This window comes from Nocardioides sp. NPDC023903 (assembly GCF_040639295.1).
In the GTDB taxonomy this organism is placed as follows: domain Bacteria; phylum Actinomycetota; class Actinomycetes; order Propionibacteriales; family Nocardioidaceae; genus Nocardioides.
Genome location: NZ_JBEZZS010000003.1, coordinates 234556 through 258378, shown reverse-complemented (window position 1 = coordinate 258378; position 23823 = coordinate 234556). Strand labels below are relative to the sequence as shown.

The 23823-nt window shown below is 70.0% G+C and carries 28 protein-coding genes; 12 read left to right on the top strand and 16 right to left on the bottom strand.

Translation table 11 applies throughout. The features are described 5' to 3' along the window. Nucleotides 1-7 precede the first annotated feature (7 nt). Nucleotides 8-955 carry a pyridoxal-phosphate dependent enzyme gene (locus AB0F44_RS06240; RefSeq protein ID WP_350664100.1) on the bottom strand — a complete coding sequence of 316 codons (948 nt, stop codon included), beginning with the start codon at nucleotides 953-955 and terminating at the stop codon, nucleotides 8-10. Nucleotides 956-1045: 90 nt separating this feature from the next. Here AB0F44_RS06240 and AB0F44_RS06235 point away from each other — a divergent pair, with 90 nt between their 5' ends. Genes AB0F44_RS06235 through AB0F44_RS06220 form a run of 4 tightly spaced genes read left to right on the top strand, consistent with a single transcriptional unit; the run spans nucleotide 1046 to nucleotide 4581 of the window. Beyond that, entirely contained in the window at nucleotides 1046-1990 is a 945-nt protein-coding gene (locus tag AB0F44_RS06235; RefSeq protein WP_357353676.1) for an ABC transporter ATP-binding protein, read from the top strand. After that, nucleotides 1987-2730, top strand: a complete 744-nt coding sequence (locus AB0F44_RS06230; RefSeq protein WP_357353674.1) for an ABC transporter permease — start codon at nucleotides 1987-1989, stop codon at nucleotides 2728-2730. Before AB0F44_RS06235 ends, AB0F44_RS06230 begins: the two co-directional genes overlap by 4 nt. 13 nt (nucleotides 2731-2743) lie before the next feature. After that, on the top strand, nucleotides 2744-3958 hold the full coding sequence (locus AB0F44_RS06225; RefSeq protein ID WP_357353672.1) for a sensor histidine kinase: 1215 nt from the start codon (nucleotides 2744-2746) through the stop codon (nucleotides 3956-3958). Next, nucleotides 3955-4581: a response regulator transcription factor gene (locus AB0F44_RS06220; RefSeq protein WP_357353670.1), complete on the top strand. Its 627-nt coding sequence runs from the start codon at nucleotides 3955-3957 to the stop codon at nucleotides 4579-4581. Before AB0F44_RS06225 ends, AB0F44_RS06220 begins: the two co-directional genes overlap by 4 nt. 5 nt (nucleotides 4582-4586) lie before the next feature. Here AB0F44_RS06220 and AB0F44_RS06215 read toward each other — a convergent pair whose 3' ends face one another. From AB0F44_RS06215 to clpS, 4 genes are all read right to left on the bottom strand, one after another. Further along, on the bottom strand, nucleotides 4587-4862 hold the full coding sequence (locus AB0F44_RS06215) for a MoaD family protein (protein ID WP_008358635.1): 276 nt from the start codon (nucleotides 4860-4862) through the stop codon (nucleotides 4587-4589). A gap of 32 nt (nucleotides 4863-4894) precedes the next feature. Continuing rightward, the gene (locus tag AB0F44_RS06210) at nucleotides 4895-5335 is read right to left on the bottom strand and encodes a M67 family metallopeptidase (protein WP_357353668.1); all 441 of its coding nucleotides are present in this window, start codon (nucleotides 5333-5335) and stop codon (nucleotides 4895-4897) included. 85 nt (nucleotides 5336-5420) lie between these two features. Then, nucleotides 5421-6011: a DUF2017 domain-containing protein gene (locus tag AB0F44_RS06205; protein ID WP_357353666.1), complete on the bottom strand. Its 591-nt coding sequence runs from the start codon at nucleotides 6009-6011 to the stop codon at nucleotides 5421-5423. After that, the gene (gene clpS / locus AB0F44_RS06200) at nucleotides 6011-6304 is read right to left on the bottom strand and encodes an ATP-dependent Clp protease adapter ClpS (protein ID WP_040755277.1); all 294 of its coding nucleotides are present in this window, start codon (nucleotides 6302-6304) and stop codon (nucleotides 6011-6013) included. Before clpS ends, AB0F44_RS06205 begins: the two co-directional genes overlap by 1 nt. Nucleotides 6305-6330: 26 nt before the next feature. Between clpS and AB0F44_RS06195 the strand changes: the two genes are divergently transcribed. From AB0F44_RS06195 to AB0F44_RS06185, 3 genes are read left to right on the top strand one after another with little or no spacing between them, the layout of a single operon-like run. Next, nucleotides 6331-7623: a nicotinate phosphoribosyltransferase gene (locus AB0F44_RS06195; RefSeq protein WP_357353663.1), complete on the top strand. Its 1293-nt coding sequence runs from the start codon at nucleotides 6331-6333 to the stop codon at nucleotides 7621-7623. Between the two features lie 31 nt (nucleotides 7624-7654). After that, on the top strand, nucleotides 7655-8230 hold the full coding sequence (locus AB0F44_RS06190; RefSeq protein WP_357353661.1) for an isochorismatase family protein: 576 nt from the start codon (nucleotides 7655-7657) through the stop codon (nucleotides 8228-8230). Nucleotides 8231-8285: 55 nt separating this feature from the next. Further along, nucleotides 8286-9530, top strand: coding sequence for an MFS transporter (locus AB0F44_RS06185; RefSeq protein WP_357353659.1), 1245 nt, complete (start codon nucleotides 8286-8288; stop codon nucleotides 9528-9530). Between the two features lie 10 nt (nucleotides 9531-9540). Here AB0F44_RS06185 and AB0F44_RS06180 read toward each other — a convergent pair whose 3' ends face one another. Next, nucleotides 9541-10143: a TetR/AcrR family transcriptional regulator gene (locus tag AB0F44_RS06180; RefSeq protein ID WP_357353658.1), complete on the bottom strand. Its 603-nt coding sequence runs from the start codon at nucleotides 10141-10143 to the stop codon at nucleotides 9541-9543. A gap of 59 nt (nucleotides 10144-10202) precedes the next feature. Here AB0F44_RS06180 and AB0F44_RS06175 point away from each other — a divergent pair, with 59 nt between their 5' ends. The 3 genes from AB0F44_RS06175 to AB0F44_RS06165 are packed head-to-tail and all read left to right on the top strand — an operon-like array spanning nucleotide 10203 to nucleotide 13470. Further along, a complete protein-coding gene (locus tag AB0F44_RS06175) occupies nucleotides 10203-11156 on the top strand; it encodes a patatin-like phospholipase family protein (RefSeq protein WP_357353656.1) in 954 nt (317 codons plus the stop codon). After that, on the top strand, nucleotides 11153-12634 hold the full coding sequence (locus AB0F44_RS06170) for an NAD(P)/FAD-dependent oxidoreductase (RefSeq protein WP_357353654.1): 1482 nt from the start codon (nucleotides 11153-11155) through the stop codon (nucleotides 12632-12634). The genes AB0F44_RS06175 and AB0F44_RS06170 overlap by 4 nt, the downstream gene beginning before the upstream one ends. After that, a complete protein-coding gene (locus tag AB0F44_RS06165; RefSeq protein WP_357353652.1) occupies nucleotides 12631-13470 on the top strand; it encodes an SDR family oxidoreductase in 840 nt (279 codons plus the stop codon). The genes AB0F44_RS06170 and AB0F44_RS06165 overlap by 4 nt, the downstream gene beginning before the upstream one ends. Nucleotides 13471-13473: 3 nt before the next feature. On the opposite strand, the gene AB0F44_RS06160 is transcribed toward AB0F44_RS06165, so the two are convergent. After that, nucleotides 13474-14013 (bottom strand): DUF1697 domain-containing protein, encoded by a 540-nt coding sequence (locus AB0F44_RS06160; RefSeq protein ID WP_357353650.1) that lies wholly within the window; start codon nucleotides 14011-14013, stop codon nucleotides 13474-13476. 58 nt (nucleotides 14014-14071) lie between these two features. Between AB0F44_RS06160 and AB0F44_RS06155 the strand changes: the two genes are divergently transcribed. Beyond that, on the top strand, nucleotides 14072-14578 hold the full coding sequence (locus tag AB0F44_RS06155) for a MarR family transcriptional regulator (RefSeq protein ID WP_357353648.1): 507 nt from the start codon (nucleotides 14072-14074) through the stop codon (nucleotides 14576-14578). On the opposite strand, the gene AB0F44_RS06150 is transcribed toward AB0F44_RS06155, so the two are convergent. The 5 genes from AB0F44_RS06150 to AB0F44_RS06130 form a co-directional block, all read right to left on the bottom strand. After that, nucleotides 14575-15303 carry a copper homeostasis protein CutC gene (locus AB0F44_RS06150; protein ID WP_357353646.1) on the bottom strand — a complete coding sequence of 243 codons (729 nt, stop codon included), beginning with the start codon at nucleotides 15301-15303 and terminating at the stop codon, nucleotides 14575-14577. The two genes, AB0F44_RS06155 and AB0F44_RS06150, sit on opposite strands and share 4 nt — an antisense overlap. A 143-nt stretch (nucleotides 15304-15446) precedes the next feature. After that, nucleotides 15447-17228, bottom strand: coding sequence for a DEAD/DEAH box helicase (locus AB0F44_RS06145; RefSeq protein WP_357353644.1), 1782 nt, complete (start codon nucleotides 17226-17228; stop codon nucleotides 15447-15449). After that, a complete protein-coding gene (locus AB0F44_RS06140; RefSeq protein ID WP_141803520.1) occupies nucleotides 17225-17503 on the bottom strand; it encodes a DUF3039 domain-containing protein in 279 nt (92 codons plus the stop codon). The genes AB0F44_RS06145 and AB0F44_RS06140 overlap by 4 nt, the downstream gene beginning before the upstream one ends. 21 nt (nucleotides 17504-17524) lie before the next feature. Continuing rightward, nucleotides 17525-18091 (bottom strand): YqgE/AlgH family protein, encoded by a 567-nt coding sequence (locus tag AB0F44_RS06135; RefSeq protein ID WP_350664136.1) that lies wholly within the window; start codon nucleotides 18089-18091, stop codon nucleotides 17525-17527. Nucleotides 18092-18267: 176 nt separating this feature from the next. Continuing rightward, entirely contained in the window at nucleotides 18268-18798 is a 531-nt protein-coding gene (locus AB0F44_RS06130; protein ID WP_357353642.1) for a hypothetical protein, read from the bottom strand. Between the two features lie 125 nt (nucleotides 18799-18923). Here AB0F44_RS06130 and AB0F44_RS06125 point away from each other — a divergent pair, with 125 nt between their 5' ends. Further along, nucleotides 18924-19613 carry a TetR/AcrR family transcriptional regulator gene (locus tag AB0F44_RS06125; RefSeq protein ID WP_350664140.1) on the top strand — a complete coding sequence of 230 codons (690 nt, stop codon included), beginning with the start codon at nucleotides 18924-18926 and terminating at the stop codon, nucleotides 19611-19613. 22 nt (nucleotides 19614-19635) lie between these two features. On the opposite strand, the gene AB0F44_RS06120 is transcribed toward AB0F44_RS06125, so the two are convergent. From AB0F44_RS06120 to AB0F44_RS06105, 4 genes are all read right to left on the bottom strand, one after another. After that, entirely contained in the window at nucleotides 19636-20676 is a 1041-nt protein-coding gene (locus AB0F44_RS06120; RefSeq protein WP_357353640.1) for a DUF3048 domain-containing protein, read from the bottom strand. A 99-nt stretch (nucleotides 20677-20775) separates the two neighbouring features. After that, a complete protein-coding gene (fabG, locus tag AB0F44_RS06115) occupies nucleotides 20776-21543 on the bottom strand; it encodes a 3-oxoacyl-ACP reductase FabG (RefSeq protein ID WP_355226015.1) in 768 nt (255 codons plus the stop codon). Between the two features lie 90 nt (nucleotides 21544-21633). Continuing rightward, nucleotides 21634-22785 carry a glycerophosphodiester phosphodiesterase gene (locus tag AB0F44_RS06110; RefSeq protein WP_357353637.1) on the bottom strand — a complete coding sequence of 384 codons (1152 nt, stop codon included), beginning with the start codon at nucleotides 22783-22785 and terminating at the stop codon, nucleotides 21634-21636. Nucleotides 22786-22861: 76 nt separating this feature from the next. Then, nucleotides 22862-23773: a glycerophosphodiester phosphodiesterase family protein gene (locus tag AB0F44_RS06105; RefSeq protein WP_357353635.1), complete on the bottom strand. Its 912-nt coding sequence runs from the start codon at nucleotides 23771-23773 to the stop codon at nucleotides 22862-22864. Nucleotides 23774-23823 lie beyond the last annotated feature (50 nt).

The window sequence follows — 23823 nt, the reverse complement described above, 5'->3', positions numbered from 1 at the left end:
CCGGCGGTCAGGCCCAGAGCTGGCCCTCGAGGCCTTCCTCGGCGTCGTCGATGGTGCCTTCGTACGCCCCGGTGGAGAGGTACTTCCAGCCGCCGTCGGCGACGACGAAGGCGATGTCGGCCTTCTCGCCGGCCTTGAGGGACTTGGCGGCCTGGGCGAGGGCGGCGTGGAGGATGGCGCCGGTGGAGATGCCGGCGAAGATGCCCTCCAGCTCGAGGAGCTCGCGGACGCGGCGTACGGCGTCACGGGGGCCGACCGAGAAACGGGCATCGATCAGGGACGCGTCGTAGAGCTCGGGGACGAAGCCCTCGTCGAGATTCCTGAGCCCGTAGACGAGCTCGCCGTAGCGCGGCTCGGCGGCCACGATGCGTACCTCCGGCTTGGCGGCGCGGAAGAAGCGGCCGACGCCCATCAGCGTGCCGGTCGTGCCCAGTCCGGCGACGAAGTGGGTGATCGAGGGGAGGTCGGCGAGGAGCTCGGGGCCGGTGCCCTCCTCGTGGGCGCGCGCGTTGGCGGCGTTGCCGTACTGGTAGAGCATCTCCCAGTCGGGGTGCTCGGCGGCGAGGCGCTTGGCGACCCGGACGGCCTCGTTGGAGCCACCGGCGGCGGGCGAGGAGACGATCTCGGCGCCCCACATCCGCAGCAGCTGGCGCCGCTCCTCGGAGGTGTTCTCGGGCATCACGCACACGATTCGGTAGCCCTTGAGCTTGGCCGCCATCGCCAGCGAGATCCCGGTGTTGCCGGAGGTCGGCTCCAGGATCGTGCAGCCCGGGCGGAGCCTGCCGTCCTTCTCGGCCTCTTCGACCATGCGAAGAGCCGGGCGGTCCTTGATCGAGCCGGTGGGGTTCCGGTCCTCGAGCTTGGCCCACAGACGTACGTCGGGAGAGGGCGAGAGGCGGGGCAGCCCCACCAACGGGGTGCCCCCGACCGACGCCAGCAGGTTGTCGTAGCGCATGGGGTCCATCGTCGCATCAACCGATCGACTGATGCCCACTCGCGCCGATCGCCCGATCCGTGAGACCGCGTCACCGACCAGGCTGACGATATGCATCAGGAGCGAGAACCAGCGGTCGTCGTGGACGGCCTGCGCAAGACCTATGGCGACAAGGTGGCGGTCGACGAGATCAGCCTGAGCGTCCATGAAGGCGAGATCTTCGGCATCCTCGGCCCCAACGGTGCCGGCAAGAGCACGACCGTCGAGTCGATCGCCGGCCTGCGGGTCGGCGACCGCGGCCGGATCCGGGTCCACGGCATCGACCCGTGGACGGACCGCGCCGCCGTGACGGAGGTGCTCGGCGTACAGCTCCAGGAGGCGAAGCTGCAGCCGAAGATCACCGTCCAGGAGGCGCTGGAGCTGTGGAGCGCCTTCTACCCCGACCCGGAGCCGTGGGCGCCGCTGGCCGAGCGACTCGGCCTCGGGCCGCACCTGCGACAGCGGTTCGAGAACCTCTCCGGCGGCCAGCAGCAGCGGCTCTCGATCGCGCAGGCGCTGATCGGCCGGCCTCGGGTCGTCGTGCTCGACGAGCTGACCACCGGGCTGGACCCGCGGGCCCGTCGTGAGGTGTGGGACCTGGTTCGGGACGTACGCGACCGGGACGTGACCGTCCTGCTGGTCACCCACTCGATGGAGGAGGCGCAGACCCTCTGCGACCGGATCGCCATCGTCGACGCCGGCCGGATCCGGGCGCTGGACACCCCGGCGGGGCTCATCGACTCCGCCTCCGCCGCCACGATCACCACCTTCGAGACCTCGGTCGCGATCGATCTGGCCTCCCTGCGTGACCTCGACGGCGTCACCGCCGCGCGCAGTGAGAACGGCACCGTCACCGTCGAGGGCGCCGAAGGCGTCGCGCTCGCGGTCGTCGAGCTGCTGCGTACGCAGGGCGTGGCCCCGCAGCGGCTCCGTATCGCCGCGGGCAGCCTCGACGCCGCCTACGTCGACCTCACCGACACCTCGCTCGACACCGACGCCATGGAGGCGATCTCATGACCAGCCCGACCGTCGCCGTGATCCGTACGGAGTCCCGGCTCTTCGCCCGCGATCGGCTCGCACTCTTCTGGATCCTCCTGTTCCCGAGCCTGCTGCTCATGGTGCTCGGGGCCATCCCGGCCTTCCGCGAGCCCGATCCCGACTACGGCGGCCGGACGATGATCGACGTCTATGTGCCTGTTGCCGTGCTGCTCTCGATGATCATGGCCTCGATCATGACGATGCCGCCGACCCTGACCGGCTACCGCGAGAGCGGGGTCCTGCGGCGACTCGGGACCACGCCGGCCCGCCCCGCCTCGATCCTGCTCGGCCAGGTGCTGGTGCACGCCGTCGCGGTCGCGGCCTCCTCGGTGATCGTGATCGTCCTCGGCCGGGTGGTCTTCGGCGCCCCACTTCCGGAGTCTCCGGTGGGCTACGTGGTCGCCTACGCCCTGGCGCTGGCCGTCTCGCTCGGGATCGGCGCTGCGATCACCGCCGTCTCGCCCAACGCGAAGACCGGGCAGGTCGTGGGGATGGTGGTCTTCTTCCCATCGATGTTCACCGCAGGTGTCTACGTCCCGATCGAATACTTCAGCGGCACGGCGCGCGACATCATCTCGTTCACGCCCTACGGCGCGGCCTCGAACGCGCTCAACGACGCCGCGGGCGGCGCCTTCCCGCAACTGGTGGATCTGGCGGTGATGTGCGGCTGGGCGGTGGTGCTCTACCTGATTGCCGTGCGCGCCTTCCGCTGGGAATGAGAAGGTCCTCCACATGACCTCGGCCCTCGAGCACGAGCAGCTCTGGGAGCGAAACCTCAAGGCGCTGCCGTTCGTGCTGCTCACGCTCGCCACGGTCATCTGCGTGGCGACCATCCCGGAGATGGGGCCGCACGCGGTCGGTGGGCAGGTGACGCTCGGTGTGCTGGTGGCGGCGACCGCGGTGTGGATCTGGCGGTGGATGTATGTCTACGGCCGCCCACATCCGGTCGGCTACGTCGGGCGCACCCTGCTGGCCGCCGCACTCACCGTCGTCCATCCGCTCTTCTGTATCTTCGCCTGGGTCGGGTTCCTGGACGCCTTCGAGTCCTTCCGCGGCCGTTGGAGATGGGTGGCTATGGCTGCCACCTCTCTGATCATGGCCACCGGCCAGACCGGCGGGCCGCCGCCGTACGACAGCCCGTGGCAGAGCGCGGCGCTGCCCGTGCTCTTCGTCGTCAACTTCGGGCTCGCCACCCTGATGGGCCGCTACAGCATGCACCTCGACGCCGTCAGCCAGGAGCGCGCCGACACGATCGTCAGGCTGGAGAACGCCCTCGCCGAGAACGCGCGCCTCCAGGAGCAGCTCGTCGCGCAGTCACGCCAGACCGGCGTACGCGACGAGCGCGAGCGCCTCGCCCGCGAGATCCACGACACCATCGCCCAGTCCCTGGCCGGCGTCGTGGCCCAGCTCCAGGCCGCCGAGGGCTCCGGGGACGCCCAGGACGTACGCCGCCGGGTGGCCCGGGCCACCGAGCTGGCCCGCACCGCGCTGGTCGAGGCCCGGCGGTCCGTGCAGGACCTCACCCCCGCCGAGCTGGCCGACACCGGCCTGGCCGATGCCCTGTCGCGGCTGGTCGCGAGCTGGCGCGACGACCATGGCGTCGAGGCCTCCTTCGTCGCCGTCGGAGAGGCCACGGCGCTGCACTCCGAGGTCGAGGCGACGCTGCTGCGGATCGCCCAGGAGGCTCTCGCCAACGTCGCCAAGCACGCCTCCGCGTCCCGGGTCGGCGTCACGCTCACCTTCGACGAGGCCGACGTCATCCTCGACGTACGCGACGACGGCTCCGGCTTCGACCCCACCGCTCCCCGCCGCTCGTCCTCGTTCGGGCTGGGCGTGATGCGCGAGCGCGCCCAGCGCCTGGCCGGCACCTTCACCCTCGAGTCCGCCCCCGGCGCCGGCACCGCAATCTCCGCCAGCATCCCCGCACTCCCCCGAGGACCCGCATGACTCAGATCAGGATCGTGGTCGCCGACGACCACCCAGTCGTACGCGACGGGGTGGTCGGCGTGCTCCGCGCGCAAGGCTTCGAGGTCGTCGGCCAGGCGGGCGACGGGGCGCAGGCCCTGGCCCTCGTCGAGGAGCTCGAGCCGGACGTACTCGTCCTCGACCTGCGGATGCCCGGCACCGGCGGGGTGGAGGTGATCGAGCGGCTCCGGGCGCTGGAGTCGCGTACCGGCGTACTCGTCCTGACGACCTTCGACACCGACTCCGACGTGGTCGCCGCGATCGAGGCGGGTGCGACCGGCTACCTGCTCAAGGACGCCCCGACGCCGGACCTGGTCGAGGCCGTCCGCGCGACGGCGGCCGGCGAGACCGTCCTCTCCCCCGCGGTCGCGACCCGGCTCGCCTCCCGGCTCCGCTCACCCGGTCCGACGGCCCAGCTGAGCCCCCGCGAGCGCGAGGTGCTCACGCTCGTCGCTCGCGGAACGACCAACCGCGCCATCGCCGCGAAGCTCTTCGTCAGCGAGGCGACGGTCAAGACCCACCTGGGTCACATCTTCGACAAGCTGGGGGTCACAGACAGAGCAGCCGCGGTCGCACGAGCGTACGACCGCGGCATTCTGGGCTGAAGGGTTCAGCAGCCGCCGGCGACGGCGGGGAGGACAACGACCTGGTCGCCGTCCTTGAGCTCGGCGTCGAGACCGCCGATGAAACGTACGTCCTCGTCGTTGATGTAGACGTTGACGAAGCGGCGCAGGTCACCGTTGTCGATGAGGCGCTCCTTGATGCCGGAGTGGTTCGCCTCGAGGTCGTCGATGAGCGCGCTCAGGGTCTTGCCCTCGGCGCTGACTGCCTTCTCACCGGCGGTGTAGGTGCGGAGGATGGTCGGGATCTTGACCTCGATGGCCATGGGTTCTCCTAGCTGGATGTTTCTTGGGCGCGTCACGACAACGTCGCGACGATGCTGATTTCTTCCTCGGTGACGTTGCCGTCGACGATGCGGAATGATCGAAACTCGATGGGGCCATCGTCGTTGCCCCCATCGGTGAAACAGTCGCGGGTGCTGACCAGCACGTAGTGCGCGTTCGGCTCCATCGCCAGGCCGATGTCGGTCCGGGACGGGTAGGCCTCGGTCGCGGTGTGGGAGTGGTAGACGATCACCGGCTCCTCGTCGTTCGCGTCCATCTCCTTGTAGAGCTGGAGCAGATCGGTCGAGTCGAACTCGTAGAAGGTCGGCGAGCCGGCGGCGTTGATCATCTCGATGAACCGCTCCGGCCGGTCGGACCCCTCAGGGCCCGCGACGATCCCGCACGCCTCGTCGGGATGGTCGCGCTTCGCGTGGGCGACGATCGCGTCGTACGTCGCCTGGTCGATGGTCAGCACGGGATCAGCCTAGGCGGGCCGAGCAGCGAAGACGTACGTGACCGGGTGCCGGACACGGTCACGACCGCACCCCGACATGGTGTAGTCAGGACGCCGCCCACAGCGCCTCGACCATGGTCTCCTGCAGGATCCCGACCCACTGGTAGATCCCGTAGACCTGGCCGGCGGGGTCGTCTTCGGGCAGCGAGTCCCAGAAGTCCTCGTCGCCCTCCTCGACCCCGAGCCGGGTCGCGAGCGCCAGCCGGATGTCGGTGAAGGAGCGCATCCACGCCTCGGCGTCCGGGATCGGGAGCTCGACGTCGATGACCAGCCCGTCCTCATCGAGCTCGGGCGGGAGCCCGGCCTCCTCGAGCGAGTCGATGATCGTGGACGCAGCGCGCGCCTTGCCGTCGCGCAGCCCGCCCTCGGTGAACCGCCGAAACTCCCCGGCGGCCTCTTCGTCGTTCCCGTAGGCCGAGGGGAAGAGCCGCTTCAGCACCGGGTCCTCGGGCTCGGTGGTAGGCCCCGAGAAGTCGAGCAGCGCCTCGAGCGGGTCATCGCTCTCGGCCGGCGCGGCGACCTCGTTGCGCAACAGCTCGACGAGTTGCGAGGCCAGCGAACGGAGCAGGTCGGCCTCGAACCCGGAGAACGTCGCGATGATCTGCTTGCCGCGGCGGTGGTAGCTGAACCCGCCCATCAATCCTGCTTCTCCAGTGTCGCCCACAGCCCGTATTCGTGCATCGCCTGGACGTCGCGCTCCATCTCCTCGCGCGACCCGGAGGAGACGGCCGACTTGCCGTCGTTGTGCACCTCCATCATCAGCTTCTCCGACTTCTTCTTGGAGTAGCCGAAGTACTTCTGGAAGACGAAGGTGACGTACGACATCAGGTTGACCGGGTCGTTCCAGACGATGGTGACCCACGGGGTCGCGGGCGCTACGAGGTCGTCGACCTCGGGCTCGTCGAGCTCCACGGGGCTTGGCGCGCTCATGCAGTCCATCGTGCCACGATGTGCCCGTGGACTCGACAGCGGACTCGACCGCGCTCCTGACAGATCACTACGAGCTGACGATGCTCCAGGCCGCCCTGAAGGCGGGCACCGCGGAGCGTCGTGCCGTCTTCGAGCTGTTCCCCCGGCGCCTGGCCGGCGGGCGGCGCTACGGCGTGGTGGCCGGGGTCGGGCGGGCGCTCGACGCCCTCGAGGCGTTCCGCTTCGGCTCAGAGCAGTTGGCGATCCTGGAGGGCGTCGTCGACGGCCCGACCCTCGAGTGGCTGGCCGGCTACCGCTTCACCGGCGACATCTGGGGGTACGCCGAGGGCGAGACCTTCTTCCCGCACTCGCCGCTGCTCGTGGTCGAGGCCAGCTTCGCCGAGGCGGTCGTCCTGGAGACGGTGTTCCTCTCGATCTACAACCACGACTCGGCCATCGCGACCGCGGCCTCCCGGATGACGATGGCGGCCGGCGAGCGCCCGTGCATCGAGATGGGCTCACGCCGCACCCACGAGGCGGCCGCGATCGCCGCCGCCCGCGCGGCCTACGTCGCCGGCTTCACCGCCACCTCCAACCTCGCCGCCCGCGCCCGCTTCGGCGTGCCCACGACCGGCACCTCCGCACACGCGTTCACCCTCCTGCACGACACCGAGGAGCAGGCCTTCCAGGCCCAGGTCGCCTCCCTCGGCAAGGGCACCACGCTGCTCGTGGACACCTACGACATCGCGGAGGCGGTGGCGAAGGCGGTCGAGATCGCCGGTCCCGAGCTCGGTGCGGTGCGGATCGACTCCGGCGACCTGGGGCTCCTCGCCCATGACGTACGCCGCCAGCTCGACGACCTCGGCGCCACCGACACGAAGATCATCGTCACCAGCGACCTGGACGAGTACGCCATCGCCGGCCTCGCGGCCGCCCCGGTCGACGGCTACGGCGTCGGCACCCAGCTGGTCACCGGCTCCGGTCACCCGACCGCCGGCTTCGTCTACAAGCTGGTCGCGCGCGAGGGCGCCTCCGGCGACCTGGAGCCGGTCGCCAAGAAGAGTGCGTCCAAGGCCTCGATCGGCGGCCGGAAGTACGCCCTGCGGCGCCGCAATCCCAAGGACGTCGCCGACGCCGAGGTGATCGGCATCGGCACCCCGCCGAACGGTGACAGCAACGACCGGCCGCTTCTCACCCAGCTGGTCAAGAACGGCGAGGTCGTCGGCCGCGAGCCCCTCGACGCCGCGCGCGAGCGTCACCGGGCCTCGGTCGCCGAGCTCCCCGTCATCGCCCACTCGCTCCTGAAGGGCGATCCGGCGATCCCGACGCTCTTCCAGTGATGTCTCGTGAGGCCGGTCTAGGCTGACGGGCATGACGCGTGCACTGATCGTGGTCGACGTACAGAACGACTTCTGCGAGGGCGGGTCCATGCCGGTCGACGGCGGGGCCCGGGTGGCCTACGACATCGGTCAGCTGCTGCGCGAGCGGGCGGCGAGCAAGGAGCCGGACCAGACGTACGGGCTGGTGGTGGCGACGAAGGACCACCACATCGACCCGGGCGACCACTTCGGTAACCCGCCGGACTACGTCGACTCCTGGCCGGCGCACTGCGTAGTCGGCACCGACGGCGAGGCCTTCCACCCCAACCTCGATCCGGTCACCTTCGACGAGATCTTCCGCAAGGGTGAGTACGCCGCGGCCTACTCCGGCTTCGAGGGCGCGGCCACCGGCGGGGCCACCCTGATCGACTGGCTCCGGGCCCGCGGGGTCGAGGAGGTCGACGTGTGCGGGCTGGCGACCGACTACTGCGTGCGTGCCACCGCGCTCGACGCCCGAGCCGCCGGTTTCCACACCACGCTGCTCTCCGATCTGGCCGCGGGCGTGGCGGCGGCGAGCACCTCGGCCGCCATCGAGGAGATGCGCTCGGCCGGGATAACGGTCTCGTGACAGAATCGGGAATTTGGGGCAGATAGAAATCACCCAAAGGTCTATTCTCTCTCGAATGGCTCGGATCTCGGCGACAGCCCCACTTCGCGAACCCCACTTCCGCTGGTTCTTCGCATCCCGCTCCATCAACCTGGTGGGCAACTTCATGGCGCCCGTCGCCCTGGCCTTCGCGGTCCTGGAGGTGAGTGACGCGCCGATCGCGATCGGCGCCGTCCTCGCGGCTCGCACCATCCCGATGATCGTCTTCATGCTCATCGGCGGCGTGCTCGCCGACCGGATGGGCCGAGCCCGGATCCTGTTCGCCTCCAACCTGGTCTCGGGGCTGAGCCAGGCGGTCGTCGCCGTCCTCGTCATCGCCGGTGTCGCCGAGCTGTGGCACCTGATCGCGCTCTCCGCGCTCAACGGCATCGTCTCCGCCGCCGGCCTGCCTGCCCAGCAGGGGATCATCCCGCTCGTGGTGCCTCGCACCATGCTGCAGGAGGCCAACGTGCTGATGTCGCTGACCCGCGCGATCGTCGCGGTCGCCGGTCCCGGCACCGCCGGCCTGCTCGTCCTCAGCGTCGGCGCGGGCTGGGCGCTCGCGCTCGACGCCGCCACCTGGATCATCGCGGCACTGCTGCTGCTGCCGGTCAAGATCAGCGGCGTGGTCGGCAAGGCCTCGGTCATCGGCGATCTGCGCCTGGGCTGGGACTACTTCCGCTCGACGAGCTGGCTGTGGCTCTGCGTCGGCGCCGCGACCATGCTCAACGCGCTCTACGAGGGTGGACTCCTCACGCTCGGCCCGCAGCGGGCCGAGGGCTCAGGGCTTGGCGCGGGCGGCTGGGGGCTGATCCTGACCTTCCAGGGGATCGGCGTGCTCGCCGCGACGCTCGTGCTGATGAAGGTCCGGCTCGAGCGGCCGCTCTTCTACGGCATGATCGGCATGGCCCTGTTCGGGCTGCCGATCGCCGCTCTCGGCTTCTCCACCGACCTCGCGGTGCTGTTGCCCGCGGCCGCCCTCTCCGGCGCCGGCATCCAGGTCTTCAGCCTCGGCTGGCAGCTCTCGATGCAGGAGAACGTCCCCAGCGAGCTGCTCTCCCGGGCGTCCTCCTACGACCAGCTCGGCACCTATATCGCCATCCCCGTCGGACAGCTGGCGATGGGGCCGCTGGCCGCTGCGTACGGGATCGAGAACATGCTCGCGATCGCCGGCATCGCCTACGTGGTGATCTCGCTGGCGACCCTGTTGAGCCCTGCCGTACGCCGCCTGAACCGGGTCTCCTTCCCCTCCCCCGAGCGCAACGGCGCCCCGGCGCACTAGGCCCGGCGCACTAGGAAGCAGGTTTCGCGCTCTCCAGCAGCGAGCGCAGCAGGTCGACCAGGCTGGTGACCGAGAGGTCGGGGTCGAACGCGCGCTGTACGCCGAGCCCGATGCCGAGGGAGAGCAGCTGGACAGCGGCCTCCTCGGCCGGTGCGGGCAGCGTGAGGCCGAGGTCGGCGGCCTGCTGCTCGATGAGGCCGGCGACGGCCGCGGTGAGCTCGCGGCGCCGGGCAGCGAGCTGCTGGCTCACCCCTTGGACCCGGCGGGTGCTGGTCGCGAACTCGACCTCGAGCGCGGTCCAGCCGACGTCGCCGATGTTGGCCTCGGCCCACGTCGCGAAGGCGTCGATCCGGCCCTCGACGGTGTCGACGCCGCTGACGGCGTCCGCCAGCGACAGGGCCCGCTCCCGATGGATCACATCGAGCACGGCGAGGCCGAGCTCGTGCTTGGTGGAGAAGTTCGAGTAGACCGCGCCCTTCGAGAAGCCGGCCGCGGTGGCGACCTTGTCGAGCGAGGTCGCGTTGTAGCCGTCCGAGAGGAACAGCCCGTGCGCGGTCTCGATGAGTCGCTCACGCGTCTGCGCGTGCGACTCCTTGCGCGTGATCCGGCCCACGGGCCAGATCTTACCAGTTCGGGCTACCGTCGGTATTCAAATACCGTTAGTATCCGAATATGACTCGACGCGCACTCGCCATCGGCTGCGGCGGCACCCTCGGTTTCGCCTGGACGGCCGTCGCCCTCCGCGTCCTCGAGGACGCCCTGGACTGGGACGTACGCACCGCCGACGTCCTCGTCGGCACCTCCGCGGGCTCGGAGATCGTCGCCGCCCTCGGGTCCGGCCGTACGCCGCAGGACCTGCTCGACGCGCTCGACGGGGTGCCTAGCGCCGACTCCGTCCTGGCGGCCCACGTGGCCGCCCATCCCGGCACCGTGCCACCGGTGCCGGCTCCCGCGCTGCCCGCGCTCGGCCTGGTCCGCCCCGGCCTCTCCCGCCGCTCGCCCTACAGCGCGCTCGCCGGCCTGCTCCCCCGCGGCCGCGGCGACGCCACCTGGCTGAGGGCGTACGGCGACGCGCTGGCCGGCTCTGAGGCCTGGGTCGATCACCCCGCGACCTGGCTGGTCGCGGCGGACGCTGCCACCGGCGAGAGGGTCGCACTCGGCTCCGCGGACGCTCCCGCGGCCACCCTGGGCGCGGCCGTCGCCGCATCCTGGGCGATCCCCGGCTGGTTCCCGCCGGTCGAGATCGCGGGCCGTCGCTACGTGGACGGAGGTGCCGTCTCCTCGGTCTCGGCCGACCTCCTCCTGGGCCAAGCGGTCGACGAGGTGGTCGTGGTCGCCCCGATGACCACCGAGGGTGGCGTACCCGCCCGTGGCCTGGACCGGATCGAACGCCTGCTGCGCTCCCAGATGACCACCGTGCTCGACCGCGAGGTCGCGCTGCTTCGGAAGGCCGGCGTACGCGTCGTCCGGGTCGAGCCCGGTGCCCAGGAGCTGGCCGCGATGGGCCCCAACTTCATGGATCTCGGCCGCCGCGAGGCCACCCTCGCCGCGGCCCGCCGACACGTCCCCGGCCGCGTCGCGGCGGCGATCTCGACAGGCTCGACCAGCGAAGGAGCAACCGCATGAGCACCCACCACGAGGTCGTCGTCATCGGCGCCGGCATCTCCGGCATCGCGGCCGCGATCAAGCTGCGCGAGGCGGGCGTCGAGGATGTCGTCATCCTCGAGAAGGCCGACACCTACGGTGGCACCTGGCGGGCCAACACCTATCCGGGGTGCGCATGCGACGTACCGTCCAACCTCTACTCCTTCTCGTTCGCGCCCAACAGCGACTGGTCACGGGTCTACGGCAACCAGCCGGAGATCCTCGCCTACATCGACGACGTGGCCCGGGATCGCGGCCTCGAGGACATCACTCGCTTCGGGGTCGAGGTCCGCGGCGCGACCTGGAACGCCGAGGCCGCAGGGTGGCACCTGGACACCAGCGAGGGCGAGATCACCACTCGCTTCCTGGTCGCCGCCGCCGGCCCGTGGAACGAGCCGAAGATCCCCGACCTGCCCGGTCTGGCCGACTTCCCCGGCGAGGTCTGGCACTCAGCCCGGTGGAACCACGATGTCGACCTCGACGGCAAGCGAGTGGCCGTGATCGGCACCGGCGCGTCGGCGGTCCAGTTCGTGCCGGAGGTCCAGAAGCAGGTCGCCGACCTGCACCTCTTCCAGCGCACCGCCCACTGGGTGCTGCCCAAGGTCGACCATCCCGTGCCGGACGCCGAGAAATGGGTCAAACACAACGTGCCCTTCTTCGAGAAGGCGCTCGGCGCGGTCGAGTACGCCGCCATGGAGGCCGTCGGCATCGCCTTCCGTCGCCCGCAGCCGCTCATGCAGGGCCTGCAGCAGGTCGGCCGGGCCTACCTGCGCGCCGCCGTCCGGGACAAGGACCTACGGGCGAAGCTGACGCCCGACTACCTGATCGGCTGCAAGCGCATCCTCTTCTCCAACAACTACCTCCAGTCGCTGACGAAGCCGAACGTCGAGGTCCACGCGACCGGCGTCGAGCGGGTCGAGGGCGCGACCGTGATCGGCACCGACGGCAGCACGGCGGAGGTCGACGCGATCATCCTCGGCACCGGCTTCCACATCCTCGACATGCCGGTCGCCGACCTGATCCGCGGCGCCGACGGCCGCACGCTCGCCGAGCACTGGGCCGGCTCCCCCGAGGCGTACCAGGGCACCTCGGTCACCGGCTTCCCGAACGCGTTCGTGGTGCTCGGGCCGAGCCTCGGCACCGGTCACGGCTCGGCCTTCGCCGTCGCCGAGTCGCAGGTCGCGATGATCACCGAGGCCATCACGACCGCCCACACACAGGGCTGGGCGACGCTCGACGTCAGCCCGCAGGCCCAGGCCGCGTACGTCGAGGAGGTCCAGGCCGCGCTCGCCGGCACCGCCTACAGCGGCGCGTCCTGCCACAGCTACTTCATCGATGCCAACGGCCGCAACAGCTTCTCCTGGCCGTGGTCCACCGGCGAGCTGGTCCGCCGGATCAGCCGGTTCGACCCGGCCGACTTCGAAGTGACGGTCCACGAGACGGAGGAGGTTCCCGCATGACCCGCTACCCCAGGATCGACCTCTACGGCGCATTGGTCGCCATCACCGGAGCCGCGCGCGGCATCGGCCTCGCCACGGCGAAGGAGTTCGTCGCAGCCGGCGCGCGGGTCGCCCTCGGCGACCTCGACGACGCACTGGTGCGGGAGGCGGCGGCCAGCCTCGGCGAGAGCGCCAGCGGCCATCGGCTCGACGTCACCGACAAGCAGTCCTACGCCGATTTCCTCGCCGCCGCGGAGGAGGCGCACGGCCGGCCGGTCGACGTCCTGGTCAACAACGCAGGGGTGATGCCGAACGGCTCGTTCCTCGACCAGGAGGACCGGATCGACCGGCTGACCATGGAGGTCAACGTCTACGGCGTCATCCACGGCATGCGTCTCGTGCTGCCCGGAATGATCGCGCGCGGCCACGGCCATGTCGTCAACGTCGCCTCGCTGGCGGGCAAGTTCCCACTCAAGGGCCTGGCCGTCTACAACGCCAGCAAGTACGCCGTCGTCGGCCTCAGCGCCGCCACCCGGCTCGAGCTCGAGGGCACCGGGGTCTCGCTCACCACGGTGCTGCCGAGTGCCGTACGCACCGAGCTCTCCTCCGGTATCGACCTCGGCGTCCTCCCGGCCGTCGACCCCGAAGACATCGCGGCCGCGGTGGTGAGATCGGTACGCAGCCGGGCGGCCGAGATCGCCGTCCCGTCCTACGTCGGCCTCGCCGCCAACAGCGCCCCGCTCGTCCCCGAGCCGGTGATGCGGCTGCTCCGCCGAGCCGTCCACGACGACGCCGCCATCACCCGGGTCGACTCAGACGTACGCCGGGCCTACCTCGACCGCATCGAGGCGCAGTAGGCCTCAGGCCCACTTGTCGGCGAGGGTACGGATCACGTTGATGTTGCGGTTGGTGCTGATGGCGATGTGGCGCTCGACGACGGCGTTGGTGATCTTCGTCTGCTGGAAGCTCTCGGTGAGCAGGTGCACGGCGCGGCCGATGACATAGACCCGCTCACCCTCCCCGGCCCGAGCTACCAGCGCGTCCCGGGAGCCGGAGTCGGTGAGCTCCTTGCACAGGAAGACGAACTGCTTGCCCTCGTGCCCCATCCCGACCGCCGCGGCGTCGTTGGCGATCACCTTCAGCTCGGCGGGCGTCACGCAGATCGTCGGCACCTCGAAGAAGCGGTCGGCGGCGAAGGCCTCCTCCAGGATCGCCTCCATCTCGGCCCGGTCGCCGACCGGGTGGTCGAAGCGTACGTTGCCCGTGTTGATGTAGGTCTCGACGTCGGTTCCGCCCGCCCTCACCACGGCGGCGGAGATCGCCTGCTTCGGGAATTTCCGGGTCGCGCCGAGGTTGATGGCGCGCAGGAACGCGATCCAGGTGTGCCGTTCCGTAGTCATTCTCAGATAGTCTCCACCCGTTCACTGCGCCGCAACCCCCAACTCTGGATTCCGATCGATGCCTTCACAGCAGCTGCTTCCCTCGGAAGCCCCGACCGCCTCGGGCTCCGCTTCGGCGACCTCGAATGCCTCGGGCTCCGCTTCGGCGAAAACCCTGGACCTCTCCAGCGACCTCGTCGTCTACGCGGCGCGCCTCATGCGCTTGGTCCGCCGAGCGCTCGACCTTCCGGCCAGCGTCCGGGTCCTCACGATCCTCGACGCCATCGGACCGCTCGGCATCACCGACCTGGCCCGCGCCGACGGCTGCTCGCAGCCGACCATGTCGGCCCAGATCGCCCAGCTGGTCGAGACCGGCCTGGTCAGCAAGGAGCCCAACCCCGCCGATGCGCGGGCGAGCCTGGTGACCCTGACCGACGCCGGCCGCGCCGATCTCGCTGACGTACGTGAGCGCATCTCCCACCTCATCGCCGAGCGGCTGGAGTCGCGTCACCGCACCCAGGCCGATCTCGAGGGCGCCGTCGCCGTGCTGCGGGACCTGGTCGAGGGCGACTCCCCGAACGCCTAGACGAGCGCGGCAGCGGCGGCTGCGACCACATCGGGATCTGTCATCCAGTGACCGCCGTCGTCGGCGACGCCCAGCGCCACCCGGCCGGTCGTGACAACCCGTCGCTTGGCCGAGAGATGCACGCCCTCGACGCCGAGCGCCGCGAGCGCCCTGATCGCGTCCACGGTCACGCCCCCTCCGGCCAGTACGTCCGGCCCGCCGACCGCAACCATCTCGGCGAGAGTCGCGGCCCCTGCGGCAGCCGGCGCGCCTCCTGAGGTCAGCACCCGGTCGACCACGCCGTCCAGTGCCCGGACCGCCGCGACCGGGTCCGCACTGAGGTCGATCGCCCGGTGGAACGTCACCGTCGCCTCGTACGCAGCGGCCATATCCGCCAGCTGCCGGACCAGCTCCACGTCGGGCTCCCCCTCCGGGGTGAGCGCGCCGATCACGATCCCGTCGGCTCCGGCCTCCAGGACCGTCTCGACCTCGCGCCGCATGAGCTGGCGCTCCTCGAGCGAGTAGCCGAACCCGCCTGGCCGAGGCCGGACGAGCACGTGTACGCCCTGCCAGCCGTCATCGGCGTCGACGCCGCCGACCTCGTCGAGGACTCCCTCGACCAGCCCCTGCGACGGGGTGACCCCGCCGACCTCGAGCGCAGAGCAGAGCTCGACCCGGGTCGCCCCAGCCGCCCGCGCGGCAAGCGCGCCGGCCACCGACGTCACGGCGATCTCGAGCGCTGTCATCGCGTCCTCACGGCAGACAGTGTGCCCGACTCCTCACCCCTCACGCCGAGTCGGCTCATCCTGACCAGTTCCGACGCCGAGTCGGCTCGTCTTGACGAGCCGACTCGGCAGGAATTTCGGTCAGGATGAGCCGACTCGGCGATTCAGGCAGAGCCTCGCGCGGCCCAGTCACGCAGGGTGTCGATGCGGGCCTTGAGCTGGTCGGCGTTGGCGACCGCGGCGGGCGGGCCACCGCACTCCTTGCGGAGCCGGTTGTGGGTGACGCCGTGGGGCGTCTTGGTGCGGTGGTGCCAGGCGGCGACCAGGCCGTTGAGCTCACGACGGAGCACGGCGAGCTGCTCGTGGGCGGCGACAGCGGCGACGGGCTCGTCGGCCGCGACTGGTGCCGAGGCGGACTTCTGTTTGCGCGCCCGGTCGCTCTGCCGCTGCTGGAGCAGGGTTTTCATCTGGTCGGTGTCGAGCAGGCCTGGGATGCCGAGGAAGTCCATCTCTTCCTCGGAGCCGACGTGCACCTCACCGGAGTGGCCGAACTCGCCACCGTCGAAGAGCACCCGGTCGAAGCGCGCCTCGGAGCCCATGGCCTCCCAGGCTCCGAGCTCCTCCTCGGAGGCGCCCTCCTCGGCGTTGGCCGCGGCCATCAGCGCATCCTCGGCGGCGAAGATGTCGTCCTCGCTGGTGACCTTCTTGCCGAGCACGTGGTCGCGCTGCAGCTCCAGCTCGGAGGCGAAGCCGAGCAGGTTCGGGACCGACGGCAGGAAGACGGAGGCGGTCTCACCCCGAGTGCGAGCACGTACGAAGCGCCCCACCGCCTGCGCGAAGAAGAGCGGCGTGGAGGTGGTGGTCGCGTAGACCCCGACCGCGAGCCGGGGCACGTCGACGCCCTCGGAGACCATCCGGACCGCGACCATCCAGCGGTCGTCGGACTCGGAGAACTTGGCGATCTTCTTCGAGCCGGCCTTCTCGTCTGAGAGCACCACGGTCGCGCTCTGCCCGGTGATGGTCTTCAGCGTCTTGGCGTAGGAGCGAGCCGAGTCCTGGTCGGTGGCGATGACGAGCCCGCCCGCGTCCGGGACGTGGCGGCGTACCTCGGTCAGGCGCTTGTCGGCGGCCGCGAGCACCGACGGGATCCACGACCCGGCGGGGTCCAGCGCGGTCCGCAGCGCCTGCGAGGTCAGGTCCTTGGTCAGGGGTTCGCCGAGGTGGGCCGCGATCTCGTCGCCGGCGCGGGTGCGCCACTGCATCTGTCCGGAGTAGGCCATGAACAGCACCGGCCGGACGACGTGGTCGCGCAGCGCCTCGGCGTAGCCGTAGGTGTAGTCGGCCGCCGAGCGCGGGATCCCGTCGTCGCCCGGTGCGTAGGTGACGAACGGGATCGGGTTGGTGTCGGAGCGGAACGGCGTACCGGTCAGCGCCAGTCGCCGTGCGGCCGGCTCGAAGGCCTCCCGAACTCCCTCGCCCCACGAGAGCGCGTCACCGGCGTGGTGCACCTCGTCGAGGATCACCAGAGTCTTGAACCTCTCGGTGCGGATCCGCATCGCGAGCGGGTTGACCGCCACCCCGGCGTACGTCACCGCGATCCCGACGTAGTCGGCCGAGGTCTTGCCCTGTCCGGCCGAGTAGGTCGGGTCGATCGCGATCCCGGCCCGCGCGGCCGCCTCGGCCCACTGGACCTTGAGGTGCTCGGTGGGCGCGACGATGGTGACCCGGTCGATCAGCCTGCGGCCGAGGAGCTCGGCGGCGACGGTCAGCGCGAAGGTCGTCTTCCCGGCGCCGGGCGTCGCGACGGCGAGGTAGTCACGGGGCTGTTCGGTCAGGTATTTGGACAGCGCCTCCTGCTGCCAAGCACGCAGCTTGGTCGCAGTTCCCCAAGCGGCCTTGTTGGGCCACGCGGGTGTGAGTGCGCCGGGAAGGTCGGCGCGACTCACTCGTCGTCGCCCTCGCCGCCGCTCGGCGGCATCCCCTCGAAGATCTCTTTGCAGTCGGGGCAGACCGGGAACTTGGACCCGTCGCGGCTCGGCACCCACACCTTGCCGCACAGCGCGACCACGGGCGTGCCCATGACCATCGCCTCGGTCAGCTTGTCCTTCTCCACGTAATGGGAGTAGCGGTCGTGGTCACCCTCCTCGGTGGGGACGTCCTGCTCGCGGATGTCCTCCCGTTCCTTGAGGGCTTCTTTCGTGCCGAATCCCAGGATGCCCATGCCGCCCAGTCTACTGGTCTTCTAGTTGAGTTCCGGATCGGGCGGTCGCGTGGCGTGGAAGGCCAGCTCACCGGGCTGCCGACGGAGCACCGCGGCCCACATCGAGCTCACGTCGTCGAGGAAGGAGTCGTACGGCTCGCTGTCGACGACGTACCAGGACCCTTCGTCCACCTCGCCCTGGAGCTGGGCAGCGCCCCAGCCGGCGTATCCGGCGAAGATCCGCAGCCGCGACAAGGTGCCGTCGACGAGCTCGACAGGCGTGTCGAGGTCGAGCAGCCCGAGGCGCCCGACCACGGGCCGGAAACCCAATGGCGGGTCCTCTGCGTCGACCAGGAGCGCGACCGCGATCGCGGCGTCCTTGCTCACCGGGCCGCCCTGGAAGAGGACGTCGGGATCGGCGACGGAGGTCGCCCACGGATGCAGCACCTCGGCGACCGGCACGGGCGAGGGACGGTTCAGCACCACGCCCAGCGCTCCGTCATCGTTGACCTCGATCAGGAGCACAACGGTGTCGACGAAGTTGGGGTCGCGAAGCTCCGGGGTGGCTACCAGCAGCCGCCCGGCGCGTACGTCCTTCTGCTCCGTCATGACGCCATGATCGCATCACCTGGGTCACGTCAGCCGCAACAAGAAACCAACAAAGCCCGCCGATCGGAACGAGACAGGAAAAGGCCCCGGGGCCGGCACTTAGGGAGGTGCGGAGGGAGTCCGCGGGAGGGAGCGCACCGGCGCCCGGGGCCTTGGTTCAGACGGCCGTCAGCAGGTCAGGCTGCAGAGCGGACCGCTCGGAACATGTCGACGAGGCCGGCGAAGGGCCCGCGCTCGACGACCTCGACGGCCGGCACGTACTCGGCACGGGCACGCGCCTCGATCATCGAGCCGAGACGTACGCACTCGCCGTCGGCGAACGCGCCACGGCCGGCCATGACCGCGAGGGTCAGATGCTCCTTGGCCTGCGACTTGGCCAGCGCGATGGCCATCGCCTCGTCGACAGGAAGGGCGTGGTAGCGGTCGAGGACCGTGCGGATGCCGGGCAGGTCGTCGGCAGCGCCGTGCCAGGCCCGGACGACGGCATCCTCGAGGTCCATCGGCTGGTTGGCGAGCTCGGTCTCGATGCGGCCCGACAGGCGGGTGTGCCAGCGCAGCTGCAGGGCGGCGAGCAGGTCGAGCTCGTCGGCGAAGGTTTCGGTGACGCCAGGAAGATCCATGGGCAGCAGGCCGTCTCGACGCTCGTCGATGACGGCGACCACGCCGCGGAGGATCTCCCCGCGCTTGTGATGGCTGGTCCAGCTCATTTGTCGGCTCCTTGCGGAAGGTGAGCACTCACATACTGTGAGTACGTACCTATAGTATTGGACATACCGACGGTATGGCCAACACCTGGGACGGTGATTCCGAACACGGCCGTTAGAGTGGACGAGTGGCAAAGTCGTCCGTGAGCAAGCTCGTCCCCAAGGTTCCTCCGCTTCCGTCGGTGCCGGGGATGTCACGGAGGCAGCAGTTCTCCGCCTCGACCAAGAAGACGCTCGTCGAGGTCGCCGAGCGGCTTTTCACGGAGCACGGCTACGCGAGCACCTCGCTGGACGCCATCGTGGCCGGGGCCGAGGTCACGAAGGGCGCGCTCTACCACCACTTCAGCGGCAAGCAGGCGCTCTACGAGGTCGTCTTCGAGAAGGTTGAGGCCGCCACCGCGCAGAGCATCGACGCCGCCATGCGCGAGACGAAGGACCCCTGGGAGCAGGCACGAGCCGGGCTGCGTACGTTCCTGGAGGCCGTCCAGCAGCCCACCTACCGCCGCATCGTCGTGCAGGAGGGGCCCGCGGTTCTCGGCTACCAGCGCTACCGCGAGCAGGAGGAGCGCTCCACGTTCACCGTCGTCGAGGACATCGTCGCCGCCGTCCTGCGGGCCGGTGACCGGACCGTCGACGACGAGATGGTCGCGACCTTCGCCCGGCTCTTCTTCGGAGCGATGTCGGCGGCCGGCGAGTCCGTCACCGAAGCCAGCGACCCAGAGGACGCGGCCGAGCGCATCGAGCTGGCCGTGACCTACCTGCTGACCGGGGTCCAGACCCTGGCCAAGCAGGGCGTCAAGGTAGAGGACATGCGCTAAGAGATCGCCCGATCTCTGCGCACTACTTGACGATCACGCCACCGGGCTCGACCTGGCCGTTGCCCTTCGGGATCAGGTCCAGCCAGACCTTGCCCGGCGGGATCTCGATCGCGGCGCCGCTGGCGTCGGTGAACGTCACCGCGCCCTTCTCGCCCTTCTTCACCCAGGTCGCCTCGACGATCTGGCCGGCGCGCAGGATCCACGCCTTGCCCCTGCCGGTGAAGTGCGAGACCGGCACGATCGCGCCGCCCGGGTCCTTGTAGGGGGCGATGGTGGTCTTGGTCTGCGCGACCACGACGGTGTCGGCGAGGAACTGGCCGCTCTTGGACATGTAGTTGTTCTGCAGGCGGTACTTGCCACCCTTGAAGACCCAGTTGTCGGTGCGCGCCTGGGAGAACTTCACGTCGACGGCCTTGGCGGGCTTGCCACCGGTCAGCTTGGTGGTCGCGTCGCCCCAGGGCATGAAGTCGCCGGGCCGCTTCGCCTTGCCGTCCTTCGCGGCCGCGTTGCCGACCTTCGCGACCTTGCCGACCACGCTGTGCAGGAAGTCGTGGGGCTTGCTGGTGTCGCGTACGACGTAGGGGGTGGACATGTCGATCCACGAGATGTCGTGCTTCTTCAGCTGCGCGAAGGTGTACGGGGCCGCGCCGCTGGTCAGGATCTTGGCATCGATCGGCGCGGCGATCCCGGCGTCGGTCGCCCGCATCGAGCGGACCGGACCGGCCTCCTTGGGAAGCTGGGAGTAGTACGCGACGGCCAACCGGGTCACGCCGCCCTCGACCAGCTCCTGGACGACCATGTCGGCCTTGGCGAGACCGTACTGCGGGTCGCTGGCCGCGGTGTTGTCGATCTTGACGATGTAGGCGGGGTGCTTGCGCGCGGCGGTCTGCCCCTCGGGGAGCTCGACGCCCGTCAGCGGCTCGTGGTCGGGCTCAGCGGGCGCGGACGGCGACGGCTTCGCATCCGACGGCTCCTCCGAGGAGCCACAGCCGGTCAAGACCAGACCCGCGGCGGCCAGCGTCGCCGCTGCTCGCAGGAAGAACCCCGGGCGGGACGTACGCATCATCAATCTCCATCTGCATCGGCTCAGTACCAAGACGAGTGACAGACGGTAATCGTTGCGCTCAACGGGCCCGCGCCCGGGGTTCTCTTCGTCGAAGGCTCAGGCGACGGTGGCGCCGCCGTCGACGTACAGCGTCTGGCCGGTGATGTAGGAGGCCTCGTCGCTGGCCAGGAAGGCCGCGGCGGCGGCGATGTCGGCGGGCTCGCCGACGCGCTTGACCGGGTTGGCGTCGGCCGAGAGCTTGCGGAAGTCGTCCACGTCGAGCCCGAGGCGGGCCGCGGTCTGGTCGGTCATCTCGGTGGCGATGAACCCCGGCGCGATGGCGTTCACGTTGACGCCGAACGGGCCGAGCTCGAGCGCGAGGGTGCGGGTGAAGCCCTGCACGCCCATCTTGGCGGCCGAGTAGTTCGCCTGGCCGCGGTTGCCCAGGGCCGAGGTGGAGGAGACGTTGATGATCTTGCCGTACTTCTGCTTCACGAAGACCGCCTGCGCGGCCTTCGACATCAGGAAGTGGCCCTTGAGGTGGACGTTCATGACCAGGTCCCAGTCGTCCTCGGTCATCTTGAAGAGCAGGTTGTCGCGGGTGATGCCGGCGTTGTTCATCAGGATGTGCAGGCCGCCGAGCTCCTCGACGATGCGCGCGACCGCGGCCTCGGTGTCCTCGGCCTTGGCGACGTTGGCGCCGATGCCGACCGACTTGGCACCCTCGGCCAGCGGAAGCTTGGCGGCAGCTTCAGCAGCGGCGGCCTCGTCGAGGTCGATGATCGCGACCGAGGCACCCTCCTCGGCGAAACGCGTGGCGACTCCGAAACCGATCCCGCGCGCTGCACCGGTGATGACTGCGACGCGTCCGTCGAAACGACCCATGACTCAAACTCCTTTGGTTGTGACGAGGCCCACGAACACGTGCGGCCCCCGCCGACAATAGCGAGGGCCGTACGTCTTGTCTTCAGGGGTCTACTGCTTGGTAACCCAGGCGTCGCGCGCAGCCACGCCCAGGTCGGGGTGGTCGGTGAAGAACGCGTCGACACCGGCGTCGAGGTAGGGACCGACCTCGCAGCCGAGATCGCCGATCGCGATCGGGTCGGTGCCGACGCGGCACTCGGTCGGGAGGTACTTGTTCTCGGCGCGCATGGTCCAGATGACGGTCGGCAGCCCGACGCGCTGGGCGCGGTCGGCGAGGTCGGTGGGCTCGCCCAGGGTGCTGTCGGCGTTGCGCGGGATGAAGTAGAACTTGTACGGCGCCACCTGGTCGGCGTACCGCTTGATGCCTCGCAGCCCCTTGTTGGTGACCAGGTAGTCGTTGGTCACGCCGGTCCCGGCCACCACCTGGTCGTACGGCGCACCGCCGAAGTCGATCAGCTGCACCAGCGGGGTGTCGACCATGCGGTTGAGGTCCTTGAGGTTGCTGACCTCGAAGGACTGGATCACCGCCGCGGCGCGCTTGCCGCCGAGGCCGTGGCTCTTGAGGCTCTTCGCGAGCGGCTCCTCCAGCGAGAGACCGATGGAGTCGAAGTACGTCGGGTGCTTGGTCTCCGGGGCGACGCCGATGGTGCGGCCGGTCTCGGCCTCCTTGGCATCGACCAGGTCGAGCACCTCGTCGAGGGTCGGCACCTCGTAGAGGCCGTTGTACGCGGTGTTGGCCGGGCGGTCGCCCGGGATGCGCTCCTTGGCGCGCAGTGTCTTCAGCTCGGCGAGGGTGAAGTCCTCGGTGAACCAGCCGGTCAGCGCGTTGCCGTCGATGGTCTTGGTGGTCTTCCGACCCGCGAACTCAGAGTGGTCGGCGACGTCTGTCGTACCGGAGATCTCGTTCTCGTGGCGGGCGACGAGCACGCCGTCCTTGGTCGAGACCACGTCGGGCTCGATGAAGTCGGCACCCTGCTGGATGGCCAGGTCGTACGCCGCCAGGGTGTGCTCGGGCCGGTAGCCGGAGGCACCGCGGTGACCGAAGACGATCGGCTCGGCCTGCTTGTGCTTGGCCGCCTGGACGGCGGTCGTGGTGGTGGCCGTCGCGGAGGCGGGGTGCGAGACCAGAACGGTCCCGGCGGCGAGCGCCGCGGCGGCGGCAAGCGCGAGAGTACGCATGCGAGTGGGGTTCAGCGTGGTCATGCCCCGATCACACCGGCCCCGGGAGTCTCAGGGGCCGGTGTGCGGTGAACGTCGCGTGACGATCTGCCGAAACGACTCAGGCGGCGTCGCCCAAGTCCAGGGACGGCGTACGCCGCCCTGCGATCACTTCGCGGAGCACATCCGGGTTGTTGGTGATGATCCCGTCGACACCGCGGTCCAGGACGGAGCTCATCGTGGCGGCGTCGTTGACCGTCCAGGAGTGGATGTGCATGCCGAGCGCGTGCACCCGAGCGACGTAGCCCGCGTCGAAGGAGCCGAAGTGCGGGTTGATCTGGTCGGCCCAGGTGTAGCTGTCCAGGTCGGCGTAGGCCGGGGTGCCTAGCAGGCCGACCGGCACCTCGGGCTGGACGCTCTTGTAGGTCTTCATCGAGTCGAAGTCGAAGCTCTGCACGGCGAGGCGGCCGGCGGCCACCGCTGCGGGGACGTAGCCGGGGAAGGAGTCGAACTCGGCCGCGACCTTCTTCTCGATGCCGGGGTAGAGCGCCGGCGACTTGAGCTCCATCAGGATCCCGGACCGCGTCGGCCGTACCTGCTCGACCATCTCCTTCAGCGTCGGCACCGGCTCGCCGGCGAACTTCTCGCTGAACCAGGAGCCGGCGTCCAGCGTCTTGATCTCGGCGAGGGTGAAGTCCTTGACGTTCCACGGCGAGCGGCCGGGGAAGCGCTGCTCGACATCGGTGGTGCGCGACAAGGTGGTGTCGTGCATCAGCACGAGCTCGCCGTCCTTGGTGGCCTGCACGTCCGACTCGATCCAGTCGGCGCGCTGCTCGATGCCGACGGCGAAGGCGGCGAGGGTGTTCTCCGGCGCGTACGCGCTCGCCCCGCGGTGAGCGGTGACGGTGATGTCGTCGGCCCGGTTGGCCTCGACGGCGTTGACCGCCACCGGAACGATCATCGTGCCTGCTGCCAGCGCGACGCCGGCCAGTGCGGAGGTGAAGGTTTTGGACGCGACGGACGACAGCGACATTGCGCACTCCCGGGATCAGTGGACAACAACTGATCTCGAGTGAATCGGTC

Excerpts from the sequence above, each read along its gene's own strand:
- AB0F44_RS06240 (WP_350664100.1), bottom strand. The coding sequence starts at position 955 with ATGCGCTACGACAACCTGCTGGCGTCGGTCGGGGGCACCCCGTTGGTG.
- AB0F44_RS06235 (WP_357353676.1), top strand. The coding sequence starts at position 1,046 with ATGCATCAGGAGCGAGAACCAGCGGTCGTCGTGGACGGCCTGCGCAAG.
- AB0F44_RS06230 (WP_357353674.1), top strand. The coding sequence starts at position 1,987 with ATGACCAGCCCGACCGTCGCCGTGATCCGTACGGAGTCCCGGCTCTTC.
- AB0F44_RS06225 (WP_357353672.1), top strand. The coding sequence starts at position 2,744 with ATGACCTCGGCCCTCGAGCACGAGCAGCTCTGGGAGCGAAACCTCAAG.
- AB0F44_RS06220 (WP_357353670.1), top strand. The coding sequence starts at position 3,955 with ATGACTCAGATCAGGATCGTGGTCGCCGACGACCACCCAGTCGTACGC.
- AB0F44_RS06215 (WP_008358635.1), bottom strand. The coding sequence starts at position 4,862 with ATGGCCATCGAGGTCAAGATCCCGACCATCCTCCGCACCTACACCGCC.
- AB0F44_RS06205 (WP_357353666.1), bottom strand. The coding sequence starts at position 6,011 with ATGGGCGGGTTCAGCTACCACCGCCGCGGCAAGCAGATCATCGCGACG.
- clpS (WP_040755277.1), bottom strand. The coding sequence starts at position 6,304 with ATGAGCGCGCCAAGCCCCGTGGAGCTCGACGAGCCCGAGGTCGACGAC.
- AB0F44_RS06190 (WP_357353661.1), top strand. The coding sequence starts at position 7,655 with ATGACGCGTGCACTGATCGTGGTCGACGTACAGAACGACTTCTGCGAG.
- AB0F44_RS06185 (WP_357353659.1), top strand. The coding sequence starts at position 8,286 with ATGGCTCGGATCTCGGCGACAGCCCCACTTCGCGAACCCCACTTCCGC.
- AB0F44_RS06175 (WP_357353656.1), top strand. The coding sequence starts at position 10,203 with ATGACTCGACGCGCACTCGCCATCGGCTGCGGCGGCACCCTCGGTTTC.
- AB0F44_RS06170 (WP_357353654.1), top strand. The coding sequence starts at position 11,153 with ATGAGCACCCACCACGAGGTCGTCGTCATCGGCGCCGGCATCTCCGGC.
- AB0F44_RS06165 (WP_357353652.1), top strand. The coding sequence starts at position 12,631 with ATGACCCGCTACCCCAGGATCGACCTCTACGGCGCATTGGTCGCCATC.
- AB0F44_RS06160 (WP_357353650.1), bottom strand. The coding sequence starts at position 14,013 with ATGACTACGGAACGGCACACCTGGATCGCGTTCCTGCGCGCCATCAAC.
- AB0F44_RS06155 (WP_357353648.1), top strand. The coding sequence starts at position 14,072 with ATGCCTTCACAGCAGCTGCTTCCCTCGGAAGCCCCGACCGCCTCGGGC.
- AB0F44_RS06150 (WP_357353646.1), bottom strand. The coding sequence starts at position 15,303 with ATGACAGCGCTCGAGATCGCCGTGACGTCGGTGGCCGGCGCGCTTGCC.
- AB0F44_RS06140 (WP_141803520.1), bottom strand. The coding sequence starts at position 17,503 with ATGGGCATCCTGGGATTCGGCACGAAAGAAGCCCTCAAGGAACGGGAG.
- AB0F44_RS06135 (WP_350664136.1), bottom strand. The coding sequence starts at position 18,091 with ATGACGGAGCAGAAGGACGTACGCGCCGGGCGGCTGCTGGTAGCCACC.
- AB0F44_RS06130 (WP_357353642.1), bottom strand. The coding sequence starts at position 18,798 with ATGAGCTGGACCAGCCATCACAAGCGCGGGGAGATCCTCCGCGGCGTG.
- AB0F44_RS06120 (WP_357353640.1), bottom strand. The coding sequence starts at position 20,676 with ATGCGTACGTCCCGCCCGGGGTTCTTCCTGCGAGCAGCGGCGACGCTG.
- fabG (WP_355226015.1), bottom strand. The coding sequence starts at position 21,543 with ATGGGTCGTTTCGACGGACGCGTCGCAGTCATCACCGGTGCAGCGCGC.
- AB0F44_RS06110 (WP_357353637.1), bottom strand. The coding sequence starts at position 22,785 with ATGACCACGCTGAACCCCACTCGCATGCGTACTCTCGCGCTTGCCGCC.
- AB0F44_RS06105 (WP_357353635.1), bottom strand. The coding sequence starts at position 23,773 with ATGTCGCTGTCGTCCGTCGCGTCCAAAACCTTCACCTCCGCACTGGCC.